At 42.4% G+C, this 17,292-nt stretch carries 16 protein-coding genes and 4 tRNA genes; 14 read left to right on the top strand and 6 right to left on the bottom strand.

Annotated elements, in window-relative coordinates; all coding sequences use genetic code 11:
- Nucleotides 1-5 precede the first annotated feature (5 nt).
- The 3 genes from JXR01_01595 (at nt 6) to lepA (ending at nt 5,998) form a co-directional block, all read left to right on the top strand.
- Nucleotides 6-2,381, top strand: a complete 2,376-nt coding sequence (locus tag JXR01_01595) for a tetratricopeptide repeat protein (protein QSH39682.1) — start codon at nt 6-8, stop codon at nt 2,379-2,381.
- A gap of 21 nt (nt 2,382-2,402) precedes the next feature.
- Nucleotides 2,403-4,079 (top strand): hypothetical protein, encoded by a 1,677-nt coding sequence (locus JXR01_01590; protein QSH39681.1) that lies wholly within the window; start codon nt 2,403-2,405, stop codon nt 4,077-4,079.
- Nucleotides 4,080-4,216: 137 nt separating this feature from the next.
- On the top strand, nt 4,217-5,998 hold the full coding sequence (lepA, locus tag JXR01_01585; protein ID QSH39680.1) for an elongation factor 4: 1,782 nt from the start codon (nt 4,217-4,219) through the stop codon (nt 5,996-5,998).
- Between the two features lie 9 nt (nt 5,999-6,007).
- On the opposite strand, the gene JXR01_01580 is transcribed toward lepA, so the two are convergent.
- A complete protein-coding gene (locus JXR01_01580; GenBank protein QSH39679.1) occupies nt 6,008-6,154 on the bottom strand; it encodes a hypothetical protein in 147 nt (48 codons plus the stop codon).
- 63 nt (nt 6,155-6,217) lie between these two features.
- Here JXR01_01580 and JXR01_01575 point away from each other — a divergent pair, with 63 nt between their 5' ends.
- The 10 genes from JXR01_01575 to JXR01_01530 all read left to right on the top strand — a co-directional run bounded on the left by JXR01_01575 (nt 6,218) and on the right by JXR01_01530 (nt 11,242).
- Nucleotides 6,218-6,598, top strand: coding sequence for a hypothetical protein (locus tag JXR01_01575; protein ID QSH39678.1), 381 nt, complete (start codon nt 6,218-6,220; stop codon nt 6,596-6,598).
- Between the two features lie 66 nt (nt 6,599-6,664).
- Nucleotides 6,665-6,940 carry a hypothetical protein gene (locus JXR01_01570; GenBank protein QSH39677.1) on the top strand — a complete coding sequence of 92 codons (276 nt, stop codon included), beginning with the start codon at nt 6,665-6,667 and terminating at the stop codon, nt 6,938-6,940.
- A gap of 128 nt (nt 6,941-7,068) precedes the next feature.
- A complete protein-coding gene (locus JXR01_01565) occupies nt 7,069-7,308 on the top strand; it encodes a glutathione S-transferase N-terminal domain-containing protein (protein QSH39676.1) in 240 nt (79 codons plus the stop codon).
- 66 nt (nt 7,309-7,374) lie between these two features.
- Nucleotides 7,375-7,446, top strand: a tRNA-Arg gene (locus tag JXR01_01560).
- A 281-nt stretch (nt 7,447-7,727) separates the two neighbouring features.
- On the top strand, nt 7,728-8,066 hold the full coding sequence (locus tag JXR01_01555) for a hypothetical protein (protein QSH39675.1): 339 nt from the start codon (nt 7,728-7,730) through the stop codon (nt 8,064-8,066).
- Nucleotides 8,067-8,097: 31 nt separating this feature from the next.
- Nucleotides 8,098-8,172 (top strand) — tRNA-Phe (locus JXR01_01550).
- Nucleotides 8,173-8,336: 164 nt separating this feature from the next.
- Entirely contained in the window at nt 8,337-8,771 is a 435-nt protein-coding gene (locus tag JXR01_01545; GenBank protein QSH39674.1) for a hypothetical protein, read from the top strand.
- A 122-nt stretch (nt 8,772-8,893) separates the two neighbouring features.
- The gene (locus tag JXR01_01540) at nt 8,894-9,040 is read left to right on the top strand and encodes a hypothetical protein (protein ID QSH39673.1); all 147 of its coding nucleotides are present in this window, start codon (nt 8,894-8,896) and stop codon (nt 9,038-9,040) included.
- Nucleotides 9,041-9,150: 110 nt separating this feature from the next.
- Entirely contained in the window at nt 9,151-9,417 is a 267-nt protein-coding gene (locus tag JXR01_01535; protein QSH39672.1) for a hypothetical protein, read from the top strand.
- 64 nt (nt 9,418-9,481) lie between these two features.
- Nucleotides 9,482-11,242 (top strand): ABC transporter ATP-binding protein, encoded by a 1,761-nt coding sequence (locus tag JXR01_01530; GenBank protein QSH39671.1) that lies wholly within the window; start codon nt 9,482-9,484, stop codon nt 11,240-11,242.
- 31 nt (nt 11,243-11,273) lie between these two features.
- Here JXR01_01530 and JXR01_01525 read toward each other — a convergent pair whose 3' ends face one another.
- The 5 genes from JXR01_01525 to JXR01_01505 form a co-directional block, all read right to left on the bottom strand.
- Nucleotides 11,274-11,816 carry an Hsp20/alpha crystallin family protein gene (locus JXR01_01525; protein ID QSH39670.1) on the bottom strand — a complete coding sequence of 181 codons (543 nt, stop codon included), beginning with the start codon at nt 11,814-11,816 and terminating at the stop codon, nt 11,274-11,276.
- 14 nt (nt 11,817-11,830) lie between these two features.
- On the bottom strand, nt 11,831-12,511 hold the full coding sequence (locus tag JXR01_01520) for a PrsW family intramembrane metalloprotease (protein ID QSH39669.1): 681 nt from the start codon (nt 12,509-12,511) through the stop codon (nt 11,831-11,833).
- A 49-nt stretch (nt 12,512-12,560) separates the two neighbouring features.
- Nucleotides 12,561-14,804, bottom strand: a complete 2,244-nt coding sequence (locus JXR01_01515) for a valine--tRNA ligase (protein QSH39668.1) — start codon at nt 14,802-14,804, stop codon at nt 12,561-12,563.
- A gap of 56 nt (nt 14,805-14,860) precedes the next feature.
- On the bottom strand, nt 14,861-16,051 hold the full coding sequence (gene tsaD / locus JXR01_01510) for a tRNA (adenosine(37)-N6)-threonylcarbamoyltransferase complex transferase subunit TsaD (GenBank protein QSH39667.1): 1,191 nt from the start codon (nt 16,049-16,051) through the stop codon (nt 14,861-14,863).
- Between the two features lie 366 nt (nt 16,052-16,417).
- A tRNA-Ser gene (locus JXR01_01505) sits at nt 16,418-16,500 on the bottom strand.
- 162 nt (nt 16,501-16,662) lie between these two features.
- On the opposite strand from JXR01_01505, the gene JXR01_01500 reads away from it, so the two are divergent.
- Nucleotides 16,663-16,734, top strand: a tRNA-Glu gene (locus tag JXR01_01500).
- The last annotated feature ends 558 nt before the right edge of the window (nt 16,735-17,292 follow it).

Raw genomic sequence — 17,292 nt, 5'->3', positions numbered from 1 at the left:
GAATTATGGATACCGTACCAATTGAAACAAATAACGCGACTGCAAATCGACTCGATGCAGCTGCCCGAACAATACTTCGCCTCGTTGTATTTTTATTACCGTTAGCTGTATTTCCAACTGCATGGTTACCACTAGCTATGGGAAAGATGTCAATTTTGGCGTTTGGTGTGTTTGCAGCACTTCTCTTGTGGACCATTGCTCGCTTTAAAGAACAGCGAATAGTTTTTCCTAAGACAAACGTGTTGTGGACCTCATTACTACTGATTGTAGGGTATGTTGTTGCGGCTGTGCTGTCTGGCAATGTTATGCAGTCATTTGTTGGATTTGGATTCGAACGTGACACAGTCCTTGCTCTCTTTACATTCGTAGCAGCTCTTGGTGTAGTTGCGCTTACAACAGAGAAGGTAGTGCACTTCATTCGTCTTCAGCAAGCTGCTCTAGCAGCCTTCTTCATTATCGCAGTGTTCCAGATTGCTCGAGTAGTTATTGGTGGGGATGTTGTCTTACCTACTTTGTTTTCAAATGATCCAACCGTAACAGTCTTGGGAAGTTGGAATGATCTCGGGGTGATGAGCGGTCTTGCTCTTGTTATGGCACTTTCTGGATTAGCCCTCTTTACGTCAAAGGCAGTACGTGGTGTTTTGTATTTGGTATCCGTACTCGCATTATTCCTTCTTGTTTTGGTAAATCTACTTGCGGTATGGGTAACGCTTATGATCGCCGCTTTGCTGATTTCCGTATACATTTTCTCAGATGCTTCACATGACCAAGAGAGTGGTACATTTACTCCGCGATTCCCGTGGAAGCGAATTGCTCCCAATGGTGTCGTTGTTCTTCTTAGTCTGGTATTCATTTTTGGTGGTAGTGCACTGGGTACACAAATTTCAGAGACATTCAATATAGCGTATGTAGACGTACGACCATCTTGGGAAGGAACTATTACCGCTGGAACAGGTGCTCTTAAAGAAAATGGACTCTTTGGTGTAGGACCGAACTCATTCAGAGAAGCATGGGTAGAGCATAAGCCACAGGCTGTTAACGAGACAAACTTCTGGAGCACTGACTTCAATTTTGGGATTGGATATGTCCCAAGTGCGTTTGTCACTGGTGGATTAGTAGTTGGGGTTTTGTGGCTCTTATTCTTTGCCTCTTTCATCCATCTTGGATTTAGATTACTTATAAATCGAGCAGCACAGCCGGCACACATGTATATGATAATTTCCTCATTCCTTGGTGCTGGATATCTGTGGGTGCTTACAATTGTATATGTACCGCAAACAGTTCTGCTTGCCTATACGTTCATACTCACGGGTATTGTGATTGCAGCTGCTCGTATCTCGGGTGTGGTGAAGGTGAGCGAAGTACGTGCTCACCAGAATTACGCTACGGGTATTGCGGTAACTGGTATGCTTGTTGCAATTTCTGTTATAACAATTGCTTTTGCACTAACTACTATTGAGAGAATCCGAACTAATGCATTAGTTTCTAGTGCTGTTGCCGCAGCAAATGCAGGAGACTTAAATAAAGCAGAAGCTATTGCAGAAGGGCGCATCTCACTATTTCCTGGAGATATACGATCAGCACAATTGCGTACAAATATCGGTGTGGCGAAACTTTCAGCAATCTTAAACGAAGAGAATGATGATACAGAAGATCTACGAACTCGATTTGAGGCAGAGCTCGCAAAAACAATTTCTGCTGCGCAATCTGTTGTAGCAATTGATGGAGATAATTACCAGAGTTGGCTGTTGCTTGCAGATGTCTACTCAAGTCTTGTTCCTCTTGAGATTGAAGGGTCTTATGACAGTGCAGTCACTGCTTACGCTGAAGCGCAAGCACGGAACGCTCGTACTCCACAGATTCCATTAAGTCTTGCTCGTCTTGCGCTTAATAACAATGACATCGAGGGTGCAAAGGCTTACGCGCGAGAAGCACTTACTCTGAAGAGTAATTACACGGACGCTTTCTATCTCCTTTCACAAATTGCTATTAGTGAAAATGATGTTGAGGAGGCTATTGCTTCGACTGAGTCTGTTGTAGTTCTTAATCCAAATAACACTGGGCTTTTGTTCCAACTCGGCGTGCTGCAGTATAGCGTTGAGGCATACGACAAGGTTGTTCCAGTCTTAGAGCGTGCAGTAACTCTTGACCCAAATTATTCAAATGCTCTGTACTATCTTGGTCTCGCATACGAGAAGCTAGACAATACAGAGGGAACTCTTGCTGTATTTGAGAGAATTGCTGCTCTTAACCCAGATAATGAAGAGATTCAAGCTGTTGTAGAAGCATTGCGCGAAGGTGGTTCAGCAGCTGCTACTCTTGAACAGGCAAGTGCTACTGTTGATGGTGCAACAGAGCTACCAGTTTCTGAGGACAACTAATGTGTGCTAGGCTACTAAGCCATGCAGCGAATTTTACGATTTGTAGAAGGAGAGATACGTGGTTTACATGAAGCCGCGTATCTTCTGGGTTTCTTTGCATTACTCTCGACACTTTTGGCACTGTTTCGAGATAGACTTTTAGCGTCTACTTTTGGTGCAAGTGAAATGCTAGATATATATTACGCAGCGTTTCGTATTCCAGATATAGTTTTCGTTTCCATTGCTTCGCTTGTGTCGGTGTTTATTTTAGTACCATTACTCACTCAATATAGCGATAAGGAGAAAAGAAGTGAAATAATAGGAGGTGTTATTGCGAGTTTCTCGGTTTTGATGCTTGTAACGACAGTACTGTTGTGGATTTTTATGCCACATCTGCTGCGTACTTTTTTCCCAACGCTTCTTCTTGAAAACGACATACTAATCACTATGAGTAGAATATTACTCCTCCAACCGTTTTTTCTTGGAGTGTCAGGTATTTTAGCTAGCGTGACACAAATAAGCGGGAGATACGTTATTTACGCAATTGCGCCGTTACTGTACAACATAAGTATCATATTCGGTATTTTGGCACTGTATCCTATTTTTGGGCTCCTTGGAATTGCTTATGGTGTTTTGATAGGTGCTATCTTGCACATGGGAATACAAGTACCATTTAGTTTGCGTACTGGTTATTTACAACCAAAGACATTCAGAATACGGCTTACTGAAATGTGGAATATCGTTTCCATATCATTTCCACGAACGCTTTCAATCACGGCGAATCAGCTCGCACTTCTTATTCTTGTAATTATATCAGCGACACTTGGGGCTGGCTCCGTTTCTATATTTTCGCTGGCGTTTAACTTACAAGCTGCGCCGCTAGCTATTATAGGTGCCAGCTACTCTGTTGCTGCATTCCCAACACTTGCACGCTTTCTTTCTCGCGGAGAAACGAGCCATTTCTTTGACCAAATGGTGACAGCGTCACGTCATATTATTTTTTGGTCTGTCCCGCTTACTGCACTGGTCGTTGTATTGCGTGCTCATATTGTTCGAGTAGTACTCGGTTCAGGAGAATTTGATTGGTCTGATACTCGCCTGACTGCAGCAGCTCTTGCACTCTTTATTGTGTCGCTCACTGCACAAGCCCTCTCTCTACTGTTCATTCGTGGTTACTATGCAGCTGGTGAGACACTAAAGCCCTTAATGGTGAACGTCGCGACTGCTGTAGGGATAGTTGGAGGTGCCTATGCATTACTGTGGGTGTTCGCGCATAATGAGATATGGAGATATTTCATTGAGCACCTACTGCGCGTGGAAGGTATTACCGGAACGGAAGTGCTCATGCTCCCACTCTCGTATGCCCTCTTTTCTATTTTGAATATTATAGTGTTCTTCTTTTTATTCGAGAGAGATTTTGGCTCATTACGAGAACATATGCGGAAACCTATTTTCGAAAGTTTTTCAGCCGCTGTGGTTGCTGCTTTTGCGGCACACCAAACTCTCGAAGCGCTTGATGGGGTCTTCGATATAGATACTCTCCTTGGAGTATTCCTTATAGGATTTATTGGCGGTATAGCCGGTATTATCGCAGGTATTATCGTGCTTCGAGCTTTAGGAAACCGCGAAATTCAAGAGGTATGGGTAGCATGGCACACCAAATTCTGGCAGTATGTTCCAATCTTCCCGACGGGGACTGAGCGTGGGACAGATATCTAAAAATCGGTGCAGTTGGTACATTTCTTTGTTACACTGCACAAAATGTCAGTCGCTGTATTTCTCTATACAGATCCACTCCATTTTGATTGTGTGCCTCGAACTGCATCCAACTGCACCAATTTTTCAACATTATTACTATGAAAAACATTCGAAATTTCAGTATTATCGCCCATATCGATCATGGTAAGTCTACATTGGCTGACCGTATGCTTGAAGTAACAAGTACAATATCTGAGCGCAAAATGCGTGATCAAGTATTAGATAAAATGGATTTAGAGAGAGAACGCGGTATTACTATAAAAATGCAACCAGTTCGTATGAATTGGAAAAGTGGCGGTGAGGAGTATATTTTAAATCTTATAGATACACCTGGGCACATAGATTTTTCGTATGAGGTGTCGAGAGCACTCAAGGCCGTTGAAGGAGTCGTTTTGTTAGTAGACGCTACCCAAGGCATACAAGCACAAACACTTTCGGTACTGCATCTTGCACGCGAACAAGGTCTTGTCGTTATTCCAGTACTTTCTAAAATTGACTCACCTTTAGCTCGCACCGAAGACATTAAAGCAGAGCTGTCACTTCTTCTTGAAATTGATGAAGGTGATATTCGTGCAACATCAGGAAAAACTGGAGAGGGAGTTGCTGAGTTGCTAGATGTGGTTGTAAACAAAGTGCCTGCTCCAGATATGAAAGGGGATGATTTGCGTGCACTTATTTTCGATTTCCAATACTCAGATCACAGAGGGATTGTACTTTTTGTACGTATTATTGAAGGAACTTTAAAAAAGGGTGAGAAAGTTAAATTTGCAGCAGCGGGGGAGCAATTTACTGCTCTGGAAACAGGTATATTCACACCAGAAGAGGAACCACGTGAAGCTCTCTCTGCGGGAGAAATTGGTTACGTTATCACAGGTATTAAAAAGCCGGGTATTGTTGGTGTTGGAGATACCGTACTTTCTTTACGTTCAAACACCGTAGCGTTATCTGGATACATGGAACCGCGTCCAGTTATCTGGGCAAGTGTGTATCCTGAAAGCCAAGATGATTTAGCGCTATTGCGACAGTCTCTCGAGAGATTGCGTCTTATGGATTCTTCTCTTTCTTATGAGGAAGAATCTTCTGGAGTTATGGGACGTGGGTTTCGTTGTGGTTTCTTAGGCATGCTCCACATGGAAATTATAACCGAGCGCTTGCGCCGCGAATTTGATGTTGAGCTTATTGTAACGCTACCAACTACTGTATATGAAGTAACATTGAAAGATGGGACTATCAAGACAGTGTACACCCCAACGCGATTTCCAAATGATGGAGAAGCAGCTGGTATCCGTGAGCAGTGGGTAAAGGCAAGTATTTTAGCGCCATCTGAGCATCTTGCAGGTGTTATGCCATTACTTCACGAGCATGAAGGTACCGTAGTTGGAACCGAAACAATGCCTGATGGGCGTACTCAAATCATTGCAGAAATGCCATTGCGAGAAATGATGCGAAACTTCTTTGATAAGCTAAAGAACATTTCCTCAGGCTTTGCGTCGCTGTCGTATGAGCAAATAGAAATGCGCGATGCTAACGTCACGAGGCTCGATATACTCATTGCTGAAGAGCTCTCACCAGCGTTTAGTAGAATTGTTTCAACCAGAAGGTTAGAGGAGGAAGCTCGCGAAATGGTAGCAAAATTAAAAGATATGCTCCCTAAGCAGTTATTTGTGGTTAAGATTCAAGCAAAGAGTCAGGGACGCATTATTGCCGGAGAAAAAATATCAGCAATGCGAAAAGATGTCACTGGATATTTATACGGCGGTGATATAACGCGAAAGAAGAAACTTCTCGAAAAACAAAAGAAGGGAAAGAAAAAGGCGCTTGCACGAGGAAAAGTACACATCCCTCACGAAGTGTTTATGAAAGTTATGCGAAGTGAATAAATAATCTGTTTATGAAACTGGTGCAGTGTGGGCTCCGCCACCAGGTATGAGACCTGGAGCGTACAGCATAATCATGCTGATGATAATTAGAACTGCTATAACAATCCATATCCATTTCATCGCTTTGCGCGTTTTCTCATCATATAAGAAACTCATAGACACCAGTATATAATATTTTTTCTAATACTCTAGGGTTTTGGTACGGTGTATACTATACATATGTTACGCATAAGTGATAAACGTGCACTTAAGAAACTTTTCTTTGGAAAATTGGGAATTATTGTCCTTCTGATACTTTTTATGGTATTTGTAAAAGGAACGTGGAGCGTGTACAAGAAGGCATCATTTGCACAGGAAAATAAAGAAAGAGCAGTACAGGAATTAGATGCTTTGTATGAACACGAGATGCTACTTAAAGAAGAGCTCGCACGACTTGGTACTAAGCGAGGACTGGAAGAAGAAGTGCGGCATAAATTTGATGTAGGAAGAGAAGGGGAGACGCTTATCGTGCTTGTAGATACGCCTGATGTTCCTACGGAAAAGAAAGAAGAGGAGGGTGGCATTTGGCATACTATCATCAATTTTCTTGGATTCAGATAAATAATTGACATATCAATATAATATTGTATTATCATAACGGAACAATCGAGTCAAAAGGAGACTGACATGTTCAAAAAATTTCTCATGGCAATCGCTATTCCGTTTGGGTCAGTGGCTGCTTTCGTAACCTTAACGGTTTGGGTAGAAATACTTCTCACTCAAGAATCAGTCGAGGCTGTCATGACCTTTGGCGACCCAACCAAGGTCGCTTTATTCATCGCCTCGGTGATTACGCCATATCTTGTGTTTACTGTTGGATACTTCTTTGGTGAAGAAGCTCAAGCGAGAGCAGAGAATATAGCTCAGTATCGAGAAATGTACGGAGAAGGAGAGTCTGAGTAGGAAGTAGCTCAATAGTTAGTTGTTCTTCTTGAAACCCCGAATGAATTAAAACCCATTCGGGGCTTCTTACTATCTAGATTCTGAAAGCACGTGTTATACTGTGTGGGTTACAAAATAATGTCTGTACTATGAGCCATAAACAAGTAGTTATATATAGCACACCAACATGTCACTTTTGCCAACAAGCAAAAGAATTCTTTACAGCAAACAATGTAGAGTACACTGAACACGACGTAGCTTCTGACCAAGAAAAGGCGCAGGAGATGGTTACCCGAAGTGGGCAAATGGGAGTTCCGGTAATATTTATCGGAGAAGAGATGGTTATAGGATTTGACGAAGAACGAATCCGAAGTCTTCTTGGATTGTAATCAATCAGTTGATAGGAAACAAAAACCTACCGCTTGCGGTAGGTTTTTGTGTTAGAGTATTTTCACGCCCTTGTAGTTTAATGGATAAAACAAGTCCCTCCTAAGGACTAGATCTCGGTTCGACTCCAGGCAAGGGCACAAAACGTCAAGAAAAACAGTGCCTGCGCACTGTTTTTTAGTTTTGTGAGGCGGAGCCATGTTTTTATGACCACGAGGAGTAAAAACGGGCGAGCCCGGGCAGGAGCCACTTAGCGAATTGGAGCCGTAAGGCGAACAACGAGCTTAGTGAGCTGACGCCAAGATGGTCAAGAAAAACAGTGCCTGCGCACTGTTTTTTAGTTTTGTGAGGCGGAGCAGCGGAGCGTATCGGAACTTTATGTGTACACCCTAAGCATACATATATTTGATATACTATTCTTATGCCCGATTCTGAGAAGAAGCTTAATGAGATATATAAACTGGTTCGTAGCAACAATAAAATGTTACGTAGCATGAAGCGAAATGCATTTTTGGCCACCATTTTCAAAATAGTATTGTATGCCATTTTGTTGGGCATCCCTGTGTACCTATACTTCACTATTTTCCAACCAATTCTAGCTGAAGTTTCCAATGCATACACACAAATACAAGCAACTGGCGCGCAAGTGCAAGATGTGGGAAACCAAATACAAGGAGTAACTGATTCAATACCTTTGAATCAGTTACAAGGGTTGCTTAACAATATTCCTGGTGTAGACTTCTCAGGAAGTTCTCAGTAGATATGTAGTAACTATCTCAACAGGAACATATGCTCGGGTAGCTCAGTTGGTTTAGAGCACTTGATTGAAGCTCAAGGTGTCGGCAGTTCGAGTCTGCCCCCGAGCACAAAACGTAAAACCCCAAGCGCTAGCTTTGGGTTTTTTACGTTTTGCAACGTGGGCAGACTCGAAAGACGGAGCCGCTTGTTCAAAAAACCGGTCACTTTTCTAATTATGGTTAATAGGCCTGCATGATACAATAAATGTATTATCAATTTTAGATAATTATGTATGTTTAAAATGCGCTCAGTAGCCGGACGAATATTCATCGGTGTCCTGATTGGACTAGTTGTTGGAATCGTTGCAATTTTGGCGTTGCCAACCTTTGGATTTTCATTATTCAGTATGTTTGGTTTTGGGACACTTCTAGTATTTATACTAATGGGCCTGACTCTTGGGCTTGTTGGAATGTTTGATACGCATCCAATTTTTGGATTTACAATGAGATGGTGGATACGTGGAGCTGTTGCAGGTTTCTTGTTTACACTGATGTACATTCTTCTAGGATATTCTTCACTTGAGGTAGTTATGGAATCAAATGTCGTCGCGTGGATGGGATTATCTTCACCATTTTGGGTACTTATTGACGGGACTCTTATTGGTTTGTTTATGGGGTGGATGGAAACTAAGTTTGCAGGAGAGGGATCTTCCTTGCCACTTACGTAATCTGTACACACACATGTGTGGATTAGCCTGTCGCCTTGATATGCTATAATCTTAAACAGGGTGACGCGCGATCTCTCGCTTTGATACGCTGTGAGATTTGTTAGCTAGTAATAGCAGTGCGTATGAATTCAAATTTATCATTTTTCAACTTAAACAGTATGTCATTAGATGGAAGTAGAGCACGAGAGATGGAGAATGAACTTTTAGGAGGTGACTCGAGCGATCTCGCAGAAGCTTTCCGAGCAATTACATCTATGGTGGTAGAATAAGCTTATTTTCCCACTGAGTGCGCAAAATACGACCCCATGGTCGATTTTTGCGTTTGATATTAGCCCGAATCTCTTGCAAAGAGCTAAACCCTGTGGAACACTGACGACATATGGAACGCAATGCATTTCAGAAAATCCACGAAATAATCGAGACTTCAAGCCTTTCCCTCGAGGAGAAGCGTGATTTCACGGAATTATTCGCCCAAACAAAGGAAAGTGCTTTAAAACCAGTACTCAAAGTGTTAGAGGCAAATCCAGAATTAATTGCCAAGTTGTATACAAACTATCGAATAAAGAAGGATGCAATGGTGACTGGCAATATGGCCGCTTGGGAAGATGCAATGGAAAAAGAAAAAGAAGAACTAGAAAGAATATAAAATCTAAGACATATATTTTCTCACCACGTTCTCTTTTTAGGAAACGTGGTTTTACATTATCTGTATGAAAATAACATTTAAAGAAATACTAAAATACTATTGGCCGCACGTCGTTGCGTATAAATGGTCAGTATCACTAGGCATCCTAACCTTTGGGTTTGGTGGTGTACTTGCGAGCGCCATTACACCTCTTTTGTATAAACGAATAATCGATGTCACGTCCGTACCAATGAATGCTGGCAGTCTTGATGAACTTACGACGACGCTTATATTCATAGCGATTGCTGTAGTTGGATACAACATTTTGTTCCGCATTGCTGATTTCGTTCATTCGTATGCACAGAGTAATATTCTCAAGCGTCTTTCTGATGAAACCTTTGCTCGAATTGGAAATCACTCACAGGCATTCTTCTCAGAGACATTCGTTGGCTCACTGGTTGCCAAATCAAAACGGTATGTAGATTCATTTGAAACGCTCCATGACGCTTTTGCTTTTAACATATGGATGAACGGAATAACACTTATTGCAACATTTGGCATTTTACTTTGGTTGGCACCATTACTCGCGATTATATTTATCGTATGGTTAGTTTTCTACATCCTAATCACTGTGTGGTTCTTAAAACGTAAGATACCTAAAGATGTAGCCCACGCTACTGCGCAGTCTGCAACGACAGGTCTTTTAGCCGACACAATAACGAACATTCTTACGATTAAGATGTTTGCGAGCTTCCAGCGTGAGAAAGATACCTTTGCGATAGTTACAGATGACCAGGAAAGGAAGCGTCGAGCAACATGGTACTGGGACAGCTGGCAGAGATTATTCCAAGGTTTTGCTGTAGCTTTAGTTGAAGTTTCTGTGATTGCAGGCGCTGTGTTTCTATGGTCAGAAGGTGAAATTACTACTGGTACCATTGTTCTCGCACAAATCTATCTATTGAAGTTGTTTGATATAACATGGAACATTGGGCGCCAGATTGCACGAACTGTCCAAGCCCTTAATGATGCAAAAGAAATGATACAGATCTTTAAGCAACCTTTGTCAGTTAAGGATGCTGCAACTCCAGATTCTGTAAACATAGAGAATGGAGAGATTGTATTTGATGATGTTGCCTTCAATTATTTTGAAGGAAAGAGAGTATTTAAAGGATTGTCGCTTAAGATTCCTGCGGGGCAAAAAGTTGGGCTCGTAGGACCTTCAGGAGCAGGTAAGTCAACTATAACAAAACTAATACTACGCTTTACCGATATTGATGAGGGAACTATTCGTATTGATGGACAGGATATAACAAGTATCACGCAAGACGAATTGCGTAGTTCGATAGCGTATGTACCGCAGGAGCCGATACTTTTCCACCGGTCACTACGAGAGAATATTGCCTACGGTAAACCAGATGCGACTGACGAAGAGATAGTTATCGCAGCAAAGCGTGCTCATGCTCATGAGTTTATTGAGACTCTACAGAATGGGTATGATACTCCAGTAGGTGAGCGCGGTGTAAAACTTTCAGGAGGGGAACGTCAGAGGGTAGCTATCGCACGAGCAATGCTTAAAAACGCACCAATACTCATTCTCGATGAGGCAACAAGCTCATTGGACTCTATTAGTGAGCGTCATATCCAAGATGCTTTGAAAGAACTTATGAAGGGAAGAACGACACTTGTTATCGCTCACAGGTTAAGTACTGTCCAAGACATGGATAGAATACTAGTCTTCAAAGAAGGTGCTGTTATAGAAGACGGAACACACACAGAATTATCTAAAAACACAGAGGGTGTGTACCATGAACTGTGGAAGGAACAAAGCAGTGGCTTCATTCAGTAATAAAAAATCCGCACAATTGTGCGGATTTTTATTATCGCGATTTTACTTTCAGCTTAGTCTGACGTTCTTTGTTTATTTTAGGCAGTCGGATAACGAGTATTCCATGGTTTGTGCTCGCATCAGCAGCATCAACATCTACTTCTTCAGGTAACAATATGGTACGAGTAAATGATCCCCAAAATAATTCTTTATAGAAATAGTTTTCCCCTGTAGTTTCTTTATGTTCTTCTCGGTTTCCACGAATCGTTATCATGTCGCGGGTAAGTGAAATATCAATATTTGATGGGTTTACGCCAGCAACGAGTGCTTTTACAACGATAGCGTCAGGCGTTTGATATATATCAACAGAAAGCTCTCCTTCTTGCACTTCCTCCTCAATTTCTTCTTCCCATTGCCCAGGATGTTCTGCTTGGGTTTGAGTATTCGTCGATATTTCGGTTGCCTCGTCTTGTACGAGTCCAGAAGATTGGGCAGGGACACGTTGTTGTTCCTCAGTACCACCTTCAAAAAGGTCATCATAGTCGTCTGGTGCAATAGAACCAGTGAGTTTTTCGAAGAAGGAAGGCTTTCGCATAATGAGTGTGTTTACTAGTTTCTGGTAATTCGCTTAACGTGTTCGAATGCAATAAGAAGGATAACTAAACCTATCCAGACAAAGGCAAAGACACGCATCAAATCGTTTCCGTCGCTTCTAAGTATAAAGAAATTAAAGGCTCCATGCAAAACAATAGCAAGGATAAGACCAACAAGCCCGTACCAGAATTTTATGAGTGGACGTTTGTAAAATGCTAACCCAAGAGCTAAACCAATTGCAGACGAGGAGAGTATATGAAGCAGTGTTGCTCCAAGAAAGCGAAAGTTTCCAGTGAGTATACTTTCGACAAAGCCACCGTTTGCAATAGGATCTATTAAAAAGAGTGTGTTTTCTGCAGCAGCAAATCCGAGCGCTATCGTTATCATGTAAATGAGCGCATCTATCGGTTCATCATTTGCCTTGTGTGCGAGGACGGTGAAGTAAGCAAGAGCGAATTTCACCGCTTCTTCAATTGCAGCCCATATTATAACCATGGTAGTGCCTGAAAAAAATACCATCGCGAGCTTTTGTAATGGTATTACTGTAATGACAGCAATAATACCTATAAGAAATGCTGCGACAATGAGTTGGGTTGGCTCAGGTCGTTTTGCATCTTCCTTGAGCCAAAACCATACCCAAATAAGGGCAGGAACAACACCGCCAATAGTAGCGTATGCAATCACTGATAAATCCATTACGTGTATTGTATCACTTTATTTTTCTATAAAATAAAACAGTTGCGCACTATTTTGTAGTTGGCCATTTTGCAACCATAAGCATGTCGCTTTCTTTGTGTGGTAATGATTGCCAAATTTCTTCCGTAATAAATGGCATAAATGGGTGTAAGGTTTTTAGCGATTGAGTAAGTATTTCGTAGAGCAGCCATTGGCGTGATTTTTTTTCAATATCGCTACCGTCTTTTAATAGCGGCTTACTCTCTTCAAGGATTACGTCGGCAACTTCATGCCATAGGTACTGATATATTTTGTCTGCAGCGAGATCGATACGGTGTTTTTTTAAGTGCTCGGTCATAAATGCTGTGGTCTCGTTGAGTTCTTTAAGGACTTCTTCATCACGTGCGGTAAGCGTTGGAACAGTAGCGTGGTCGTGCCCGCTGGTTTCAGTGAAAATGAATCGAGTGATATTCCATAACTTGTTCGCAAATTTCTTATACGCATTTACTTGCGCTTCATCAAACTTCATATCGTTGCCTGGAGTTACCCCTATAACAAGGGCAAAACGAAGTGCATCTGCGCCATATTTTTCAACAATCTCCAGAGGGTCGACACCGTTATTTAGTGATTTGCTGAACTTGCGACCATCTTTTGCACGCAACATACCGTGTAAGTAGACTGTTTTGAAAGGAATAGTACCCAGATTAAATCCAGTCATAAGAATCATGCGCGCAACCCAAAAGAAGAGAATTTCATATCCAGGTGCCATTAAAGATGTAGGATGGTAAGCCTTTAGGTCATCAGTGTCAGCAGGCCAGCCTAATGTCGAGAATGTCCATAGTCCTGACGAGAACCACGTATCAAGTGTGTCTGGATCTTGCTCCCAACTGTCATCAGGAGTAAATTCTGGCGCTACTAGTAGTTCTTCTTTCCCTGGATTTGTTATCTCTCCGCTTTGTTTTTTGTACCATACTGGAATACGGTGTCCGTACCATAATTGTCGCGAAATATTCCAGTCACGAAGGTTATTAATCCAGTGGTGGTATGTTTTTTCAAAGCGCTCAGGGAGTACTGAAATTTGCCCACTTGTTACAGTCGTGTGCATTATTTCTTTGAGTGTTGTTTCTGAACCCGAAGGAATACCATTAATTTCCGAGTGGGGAAGAGTGAATGGCTTATTAACATCGATAAACCACTGCCGCATTACTTGTGGTTCCACTAGCCCACCACTGCGCTCGGCAGTCGGTATATTGTGGACATACGCTTCATCGATTTTTTCTACGAGCCCTTTTCCCTCAAGTTTTTCAACTATCTTTTCACGTGCCTCGAGAATCTTCATACCAGCAAATTCTTCAGCCACTGGTAAGAGTTTTCCGTACTGGTCGATAATTTGTTCCATTTCGAGGTCATGCTTTTTAGCAATATCAAAGTCAACTGCTGAGTGCCATGGAGTGATGGTCATTACACCCGTACCCATTTCAGGATCGCTTGCTTCATCTTTTATTATGGTTGCAGTTATTGGGCCGTTAATCCACTCAACTTTAATAGTTTGTCCGTGTTTGTACTTACTATAGCGCTTATCGTCAGGATGCATCACTACATACTTATCAGAAAACTTTGTCTCGGGTCGTGCAGTACCAATAACAAATGGGCCGTATTTAAAGTAGTAGAACTTTTCGGTTCGTTCTTCATATACAATCTCGTCATCTGAAATCACTGTCTGTCCTTTAGGATCCCAGTTGACTGTACGATTACCGCGATAAATAAGACCAGCATCGTACATATTTTTAAATACAGTACGTACGGCATGAGCGCGGGTATCATCGAGAGTAAATGCCTCGCGTGACCAATCGAGTGAAGCACCTATTTTTTTTACTTGCGTAACAATCGTGTCATGCGATTTTTGTGCAAATTCCTGCACACGAATGAGAAATTCTTCACGTCCTAAATCGTGACGGTTTTTCTTCTCTCGTTTTATCAATTCTTTTTCTACTTTTGATTGTGTGGCAATTGCGGCATGGTCTGTACCAGGAATCCAAAGCGTTCGTTTTCCTAGCATTCGATTAAAACGTACGAAAGTATCTTGCAGAGAACTCTCTAATGCATGTCCTAAGTGCAAAGTCCCGGTTACGTTTGGTGGAGGTAAAACAATTGAGAAATATTCTGCATCTTTGTCAGTGACACCTTTTTCGATACATACGTCAGGATTAAAATAGTCAGAATCTTCCCATTGTTTGTAAATAGTTTCTTCGGATTCCGCTGGATTGTACGGCTTTAGAAATTTCTCAGGTATGTTTGGCTGTTCGTCATGCATGTGTGCCAATAGTAGCATTGGTTACCGTTTATAGCCATATCTAGCGCTGTCTTTTTCTAGTCTATCGAGAGATTCCCGTTGGCGGAAATAGTTTCAAGATTGTCAGTTTTGTATGTGTTCATTGCTGCAGCAAACGCAATCATTAGTCCATTGTCTGTACTTAGCTCGCGTGCTGGCTTGTAGAGTGTCATGTCTTCGTATTCTTCGATGAGTGCCTCAAGAGCTGCGCGAATATGTGTGCTTGCTGAAACCCCACCACCAACTGCAAGCGAGCGAATACCGTACTCTTCTATAGCGCGCTTTGTTTTTGTAACAAGCACTTCGGTTATAGCATCTTCGATTTCGCGAGCGATTTGCTTCTTTTGTTCATCAGTAGGATTTCCAATATTTTGCACAAGGTTTCGAGCTGCTGTTTTTAGTCCAGAAAATGAGAAATCGTAATCATCAGTTTTGAGCATGGGACGCGGTAATGAATATGGATGCGGTAGATTTTCTTCGCGCGCTGCCTCTGCAAGCTTTGCAATTTCTATACCACCTGGATACGGGAGTCCTAACAAACGTGCTGTCTTGTCGAATGCTTCTCCGACTGCATCGTCGCGTGTTGAACCAATCTTTTCATAATCATTCCTGTTTTCTGTAGAGAACCATTTTTTAAGGAGCACGAGCTCGGTGTGGCCACCCGAGATAAGCATTATAAGAGCAGGAAGTTGTGGTTTGCTTAGCGTGTATTGCTTTTTAGCTACTTCAGTAGTAAATGCAGCAGCGAGATGCCCTTCCATATGATTAAGAGGCATCACCGGTATGTTCCATGCAAGTGAGAGCGCTTTTGCAAAGTTTACACCAACCCATAGAGCAGGCTCAAGCCCTGGACCATGCGTCACAGCGATAACATCAATATCGGGCTTTTCGATGTTAATGAGAAGGGTAGTAAGGTGTACAAAAAGCTCTGGTTCACGATAGAGGAGCTCTTTTATAGCTTGAATAGTTTCTTTGGTAACTTTTGGCTCTTTAGCAGGGGTAAACATGTCAGCCTGCTTAAGTGTTTCAATAAGAAGAGGACCGAGGTTCTTAGCATGCTCACGTTTTGCTAGGCTAGGGTATACACCACCGTACTCAGCATGAAGCAGGGCTTGCGAAAGGAGTGTGTCGGCACGTACTTCTACAGAAACACCGCTTTCACTGCGTTGCGTATCTACTATAGACAGACCTGTCTCATCACAGGATGTTTCTACGGAAAGTATTCTCATACGGATGTATCATACACAAGAGAAAGAGAATGTGTATACCAGAAGCTTTTCCGAGTCCTATTACGTCGTAAAATAATACGATTAAAATGCTATCGCATCTCAAATGTTTATTTCATAGCGGAGGAGAGCGACATTGTTTTATTTATAAAACAAGAAGTACTCTTGTGGTGAGGACTCGGTCACCTTTGCTAAGTATTTGAGTACGCTCGCACCTCGCTTCTAAAATACTAAGCGACGCGACCCCGCCGTGTGCTGTCGACTGCACTTCGTTTCGTCGAGCTTCGCCAGCACACTTTTTTCGAGCCCTCTTCATCCGAACGACAATATTGTATGAACGCTGCTCGCGTCCATACAGTTTGTCATTAGCGGAGGAGAGAGGACTCGAACCTCCAAGTGCTTGCGCACGACGCTTTTCGAAAGCGCTCCGTTACCATTCCGGGCACTCCTCCATGATGCACAGAGAATAGCATGACACGAAAAAATGTTGTAGTATAGCTCACGCTACAAACGTAGTTCTGGTTCCATCGTCTAACGCAATTAGACTATGGTGACACTAGGTTAAAACCTGATGTCTTGGAACTGATTTAGGAACATAATGTACGTGTAGCTATGGTTCCATCGTCTAACGGTTAGGACACCAGGTTTTCATCCTGGAAATCGGGGTTCGATTCCCCGTGGAATCACAAATGCTTAAAGCTCAGTGCAACGCACTGGGCTTTTAGCGTTTTGTAGGTTGTAAGGGGAATCGAAAGACGGAGGCGGTATACAAGACGAGCGGAACGAGTGCTTGTCGCCGAGTCAGGGCAGGAGCCACTTAACGATCCGCCAGCTGGCGGAGAGTTTAGTGAGCTGCGCCGATTCCCCGTAGTCATTAAACAAACGCCTCAGTAAACTGAGGTGTTTAGTTTCTCTACAATTTTCGCCAAAAACATCCAATTAATTGGATGTTTTTGCTAAGGAGAGAGGCAGTATGTAAATATTGACAATATCTACTATACGTGTCATTATTTACATTGGATGTCACTAACCACGGAGGTATGTGATGGAATACTGGGCTATCGAGTCCATGGGCTACACTGGTGCCGCGTGCCTTATTATTGGATACTATCTAGTATCCTCGGGCAGGTGGAGTGGTGAGAGCCTTAAATTCAATATTCTCAACCTCACAGCAGTAGGCTTCTATGCCACTTATGCTGTTATTCGAGAAGTACCCCCTGTACTGGTCGTTCAGACCTTTTGGG

The organism is Candidatus Kaiserbacteria bacterium (assembly GCA_017134395.1).
Taxonomy (GTDB): domain Bacteria; phylum Patescibacteriota; class Minisyncoccia; order Phycocordibacterales; family UBA2100; genus UBA2100.
The sequence above is the reverse complement of the archived record's forward strand: the minus strand, read 5'-3'. Positions and strand labels throughout refer to the sequence as shown.

What these genes read in the sequence shown, in the direction of transcription:
- JXR01_01595 (QSH39682.1), top strand. Translation starts at nt 6, where the DNA reads ATGGATACCGTACCAATTGAAACAAATAACGCGACTGCAAATCGACTC.
- JXR01_01590 (QSH39681.1), top strand. Translation starts at nt 2,403, where the DNA reads ATGCAGCGAATTTTACGATTTGTAGAAGGAGAGATACGTGGTTTACAT.
- lepA (QSH39680.1), top strand. Translation starts at nt 4,217, where the DNA reads ATGAAAAACATTCGAAATTTCAGTATTATCGCCCATATCGATCATGGT.
- JXR01_01580 (QSH39679.1), bottom strand. Translation starts at nt 6,154, where the DNA reads ATGAGTTTCTTATATGATGAGAAAACGCGCAAAGCGATGAAATGGATA.
- JXR01_01575 (QSH39678.1), top strand. Translation starts at nt 6,218, where the DNA reads ATGTTACGCATAAGTGATAAACGTGCACTTAAGAAACTTTTCTTTGGA.
- JXR01_01570 (QSH39677.1), top strand. Translation starts at nt 6,665, where the DNA reads ATGTTCAAAAAATTTCTCATGGCAATCGCTATTCCGTTTGGGTCAGTG.
- JXR01_01565 (QSH39676.1), top strand. Translation starts at nt 7,069, where the DNA reads ATGAGCCATAAACAAGTAGTTATATATAGCACACCAACATGTCACTTT.
- JXR01_01555 (QSH39675.1), top strand. Translation starts at nt 7,728, where the DNA reads ATGCCCGATTCTGAGAAGAAGCTTAATGAGATATATAAACTGGTTCGT.
- JXR01_01545 (QSH39674.1), top strand. Translation starts at nt 8,337, where the DNA reads ATGTTTAAAATGCGCTCAGTAGCCGGACGAATATTCATCGGTGTCCTG.
- JXR01_01540 (QSH39673.1), top strand. Translation starts at nt 8,894, where the DNA reads ATGAATTCAAATTTATCATTTTTCAACTTAAACAGTATGTCATTAGAT.
- JXR01_01535 (QSH39672.1), top strand. Translation starts at nt 9,151, where the DNA reads ATGGAACGCAATGCATTTCAGAAAATCCACGAAATAATCGAGACTTCA.
- JXR01_01530 (QSH39671.1), top strand. Translation starts at nt 9,482, where the DNA reads ATGAAAATAACATTTAAAGAAATACTAAAATACTATTGGCCGCACGTC.
- JXR01_01525 (QSH39670.1), bottom strand. Translation starts at nt 11,816, where the DNA reads ATGCGAAAGCCTTCCTTCTTCGAAAAACTCACTGGTTCTATTGCACCA.
- JXR01_01520 (QSH39669.1), bottom strand. Translation starts at nt 12,511, where the DNA reads ATGGATTTATCAGTGATTGCATACGCTACTATTGGCGGTGTTGTTCCT.
- JXR01_01515 (QSH39668.1), bottom strand. Translation starts at nt 14,804, where the DNA reads ATGCATGACGAACAGCCAAACATACCTGAGAAATTTCTAAAGCCGTAC.
- tsaD (QSH39667.1), bottom strand. Translation starts at nt 16,051, where the DNA reads ATGAGAATACTTTCCGTAGAAACATCCTGTGATGAGACAGGTCTGTCT.